The sequence below is a fragment of the Acinetobacter sp. YH01022 genome (genome assembly GCF_013420235.1).
GTDB lineage: Bacteria > Pseudomonadota > Gammaproteobacteria > Pseudomonadales > Moraxellaceae > Acinetobacter.
Window position 1 is genome coordinate 1 of sequence record NZ_VOYP01000085.1, and the last position, 4,399, is coordinate 4,399.

At 35.8% G+C, this 4,399-nt stretch carries 8 protein-coding genes and 1 pseudogene; 5 read left to right on the plus strand and 4 right to left on the minus strand.

Annotated elements, in window-relative coordinates; genetic code table 11:
- Positions 1–159 precede the first annotated feature (159 nt).
- Positions 160–459, minus strand: a pseudogene (locus tag FTT87_RS15570) (ArnT family glycosyltransferase); the annotation flags it as partial.
- A 178-nt stretch (positions 460–637) separates the two neighbouring features.
- On the opposite strand from FTT87_RS15570, the gene nudC reads away from it, so the two are divergent.
- Positions 638–1,411 carry an NAD(+) diphosphatase gene (nudC, locus tag FTT87_RS15575; RefSeq protein ID WP_180044183.1) on the plus strand — a complete coding sequence of 258 codons (774 nt, stop codon included), beginning with the start codon at positions 638–640 and terminating at the stop codon, positions 1,409–1,411.
- Between the two features lie 188 nt (positions 1,412–1,599).
- Positions 1,600–1,707 (plus strand): helix-turn-helix domain-containing protein, encoded by a 108-nt coding sequence (locus FTT87_RS15580; protein ID WP_373423532.1) that lies wholly within the window; start codon positions 1,600–1,602, stop codon positions 1,705–1,707.
- A 19-nt stretch (positions 1,708–1,726) separates the two neighbouring features.
- Here FTT87_RS15580 and FTT87_RS15585 read toward each other — a convergent pair whose 3' ends face one another.
- From FTT87_RS15585 to FTT87_RS15595, 3 genes are all read right to left on the minus strand, one after another.
- Positions 1,727–1,924 carry a hypothetical protein gene (locus FTT87_RS15585; RefSeq protein WP_019837892.1) on the minus strand — a complete coding sequence of 66 codons (198 nt, stop codon included), beginning with the start codon at positions 1,922–1,924 and terminating at the stop codon, positions 1,727–1,729.
- A gap of 64 nt (positions 1,925–1,988) precedes the next feature.
- Complete coding sequence (locus tag FTT87_RS15590) at positions 1,989–2,216, minus strand: hypothetical protein (protein ID WP_004761266.1); 228 nt, start codon at positions 2,214–2,216, stop codon at positions 1,989–1,991.
- A 102-nt stretch (positions 2,217–2,318) separates the two neighbouring features.
- Positions 2,319–2,534, minus strand: a complete 216-nt coding sequence (locus FTT87_RS15595) for a cold-shock protein (protein WP_019837890.1) — start codon at positions 2,532–2,534, stop codon at positions 2,319–2,321.
- A 633-nt stretch (positions 2,535–3,167) separates the two neighbouring features.
- On the opposite strand from FTT87_RS15595, the gene FTT87_RS15600 reads away from it, so the two are divergent.
- The 3 genes from FTT87_RS15600 to FTT87_RS15610 form a co-directional block, all read left to right on the plus strand.
- Complete coding sequence (locus FTT87_RS15600) at positions 3,168–3,434, plus strand: DUF1778 domain-containing protein (RefSeq protein WP_166171925.1); 267 nt, start codon at positions 3,168–3,170, stop codon at positions 3,432–3,434.
- On the plus strand, positions 3,424–3,915 hold the full coding sequence (locus FTT87_RS15605) for a GNAT family N-acetyltransferase (RefSeq protein WP_180044179.1): 492 nt from the start codon (positions 3,424–3,426) through the stop codon (positions 3,913–3,915). Before FTT87_RS15600 ends, FTT87_RS15605 begins: the two co-directional genes overlap by 11 nt.
- A gap of 243 nt (positions 3,916–4,158) precedes the next feature.
- Positions 4,159–4,399 (plus strand): transposase (locus FTT87_RS15610; RefSeq protein ID WP_161418611.1); only part of this gene is annotated, 241 nt, incomplete at its 3' end.

Here is a 4,399-nt window from a genome sequence, read left to right on the forward strand (position 1 = left end):
TCGCCTTCCTAATTCTTACCTGACATCTCTACGATGCCTTTTCCATAACGCTCACGACCGGGACTTTTGATCCAAGCCGCTTATGGTGGTTTGCTACCTGCTCCTGCAAGCCGATAGCGAGGGGCCACACCCTCATCTCTTACGCCGCTTGCTGCGGCACACGAAAATCAGTAAACCAATTGGATGTAACAGGGATGGGATTTTTTTCCATTGCTTGGTAAATAGTACCCAAGGCAAAATCACCATACCTGGAATGAGCACACCAATTAAACCTTTGGTTAAAAAGCCTAGGGCACAGGCAACATAACCAATAAACAGAATGTACTTTTTGCCGGAAAGGGTATAGTCAGCAAAACAGAATACGGTAATTGTCATCCAGCAGGCAACCAGCAAGTCATGGTTGACGTACTGACTGCTACCAAAAAACAGCAGGCTGGTGGCCAGAATAATAACAATGATTCCTTAATTCATAGGTGGTGTGAAAATTATGTGATTTTAATCAAAAAGATACAAATTATTATGGTTGTAATTCAGGCAGCTTGCGCCTAGTATCTGGGTAGAAGTTACTCCATGTAAGCTTCCTTAGTTTTGTCCCATACACCCCTCTGTATGGGATTTTTTTTAATCAGGGGATCGTATGAGCATGCATTCAAAAGCGTATATTTTTAGACAGCAGCAATTACTGGTGGATGACCATTTTCAGTTGCCGCAGGTAGAAAGACTGCAGCACGACCTGAACCTGTCGGAAAATGGCGAGATCATTGCCCGTGATCTGAAAGAAGATGAACCGGTGCCGGAAGGTTATCAGCTGGTGCCGATCAGACAATTGGTGCAAGTCTGGAGCAGACTACAGTTTGAACAGGCCAGCCGTGCGGTACAGTTACTGGAATGGCGCCGTAATCACCGCTTTTGCAGTAAATGTGGTCACGCCACCGAGCAGCATGCCACCCAGTATGCCATGGTCTGTCCATCCTGTGGCTATAACCAATATCCGCGGGTGAATCCCTGTGTCATTACTATCATTACCCGAGGTACAGATGAAATTCTGCTGGCAAAAAATGCCCGCAACAAAACCCAGATGTACAGCCTGATTGCCGGATTTGTCGAAGTTGGAGAAACCTTGGAAGAGGCAGTACGCCGTGAAACGCTGGAAGAAGTGGGGCTGCAAATCAAAAATATTCAATATCTAGCCAGTCAGCCGTGGCCGTTTCCCAGCAATCTGATGATGGCCTTCAAGGCAGAATATCACGCAGGGGAAATTCAGATTCAAGAAAATGAACTCAGCGATGCGCAATTTTTCAAATTTGATCAGTTCCCTGAGATTCCGTTCAAGGGCAGTATCGCCTATGCCATGATTCAGCATGTGATGCATGGAACGCCTGTTGCAGATGACAGCAAAGAATGGCTTTGAAATTTTGAACAAATTTAGTGGCGCATTCTCGCTCTTTTAAGGGCGAGTTAAGCCACTAGAAATTTAAAATTATTATATCAATCATAAAATATATAAAATGTTAATATATAGATATTATTTAGATTTTTGGCTTTTTTTTAGCTAAAATAGTATTGGATTCAAGTATCTAAATAGTAAATTTACTGATAATTTCAGGTGTTAAATTTGAAGCATATCTAACTCAGAAACAGAAGTTAATTCTGAGCCAGTGGATGGGGTATGCGAGATTAACCACATATGGAAACTCGTTGCTTTAGCTGCGAGTAGTTCATTGACTTAAATAATCTTGAAAATTTTTCCGCTAGAAGTACTTTGGAAAAACATTTCAAAGCTGGGGCGAATATCTTCACCATCCACAGTAATATATTTGACATGGGAACAAGACTGGCTAGCACTAAAATGGCGCTCAACCGTGGCCTGAATAGAATATTTGATACCGAATTGGTCTTTTACATTTAGATTTTGTTTAAACATTAGTTTACCTTTAATAAGATTATGGCAGAGCGGCTATTCAATTAATTAAGCAATATATTATTTTTTAAATAACTTTTTGATTTAGCTTAAATAATTGATTTAAAGACGTATAAAATGTACGACCATCTAAATTTAAATCTACCTCAATTCCCGATTCCAGCAAAACTCTTTTACCCACTTCAATTTCTTTAAAACCTTGACGTGTATTCTGCATTTTATTTAAAGGAATTAAAGAAACGATAATTTCAGTACCATTTTTAGATTTTGCAATTAATTCATTAACTTTTAACAATTTGTATCCTATTTTTATGATTTTTTTTCCAATATGGAAAAACAACTTTTTCTTTAAAATTAAAAAAGCACTGAGTAGTGCTTTTTCAACTCGTATTAGTGCTTATATGGCAACAATATTGACTGCATTCGGGCCTTTTTGACCCTGAGCAATACTAAATTCAACTTGTTGGCCTTCAAATAAGGTTTTAAAACCTGAGTTGGCAATTTCGCTGAAGTGCGCAAAAACATCTGGACCTGATTCTGGTTGAATAAAACCAAAACCTTTAGTTTCATTGAACCACTTAACGGTACCTTTAACAACATTTGAGTTTGACATAATAAATCCTACTGATTTTTTAATAATTTTTAGTCATTTTAGTGACTGAATATAACTTTGAAAATAATAAATAATGAAACTTAAAATCTGAAAAAAACGAAGAATTATGAATAAAACGACGATACTTAAGAGAGATTTAATGAAACAAGACTTTTTTCTAGTTGAGTTAACTATACCCTAAAAACAGGAATAATCAAGTTTTTTTATATGTATATTTAATTATCTTATTAAAAATCTAGTTATCTGACTGATTTATATATTTTATTGTAATTATAACCAAACAAAGTTAATCTAATTGGCCGATAAATTTGACCAGTAAATGAATGCGATTATATAGTTCTGTAATAATAATATTGATGTTTTTAATTTCAGGAATGATGATTTTTTTACATATGCACAAAGCTTAAGCTTATATCAGCCTTCAAATTTGACTCTATATTAATAATTACGAGATGTCAGAAAAAATCCCCCGAACCAAGGGTAGGACTAAATTCTACTCATTTTTGGTTCATAGTAGCCCACTGATTTTCCATTCAAATATTTCAAAACAAAATATGTAAATTTGAATCTTGAAGCACTACCTTAATCTGCTATAATTTGTACATCAAACTGATGTACTTATTGGTAAAAAATATGGCTAACTTAGCAACAGAAAGAATCAATGTTCGGTCAACAGTAGATGCAAAAAATGTGATTGAACAAGCTGCGAATTTATTGGGTCTCAGTGTGAGTTCCTTTATGATCCAATCCTCATTTGAACGAGCAAAAGAATTACTTAAATCTAATCATGAGTTAAAAGTGAATAATGCTGATCGTGATATGTTAATGAACATGCTTGAAAACCCACGCCCTGCAAATGATGAGATGAAAAATTTAATGAGTTTATTGGATGAAGATTGAGGTTTTACAAGCCCATCATCAAAAAAAATCATTTAATTGTGGGCAAGATGATTTAAATAAGTTCATAAAACAATACGCATCCCAACATCAGAAATCAGGAACAAGTAAAACGTATGTAGCGATTGATGACGATGATACACAGGTGAAAGGATTTTATTGTCTATCAAGTGCCTCTATAGGATTCGATGTAGTTGATGCTGTTCTCACTAAACGATTACCTCGTTATCCACTCCCTTGTGTGGTTGTAGGTCGCTTTGCCGTTGATCAACCAATTCAGGGGCGAGGAATTGGAAAAGTGCTTTTAGCACATGCTCTTAAACAAGTTTCAAAAGTTGCTCAAATTATTGGTGTTAATTTTGTTGTCATACATGCCAAAGATCAAAAAGCGATGGAGTTTTATCAGCGTTTCGGCTTTATTTCATTAACATCAAATCCATTAACATTAATATATCCAGTGAGTGAAATACCTAATTTTAATTAAAGTAGTCTACTAGCAACAGGAGTGACTAGTAGATTAGGAACAAGAATAAGAGATTCAAGTTAATTTTAGATGGTCTAAAACATCCACAAGATCAAATTCTTATTTTTATAATTTTTCAATAATCGCTTAATATTTAATCCTTAAACGAAAGACAACCCCTTGTTGACAGAGATGGATCCGGAAATTTGAACAACTCCTATAAGTGATATTCTGCTCCTCAAATGATGTTATAAACATCAATATATGGAGTATTTTATGGCACGTAGACCAAGAAGAAATCATTCAAACGACTTTAAGGCTAAGGTAGCACTTGCTGCGATCAAAGCAGAAAAAACACTTGCTGAATTGAGTTCTGAGTTTGATGTTCATCAAAACCAAATTATTGACTGGAAAAATCAATTGATCTCAGCTTCCTCGCAAGCTTTCGATCAATCAAAAGCTCCATCAGAACCCCCCATTGATCTTAAAAAGTTACATGCAAAAA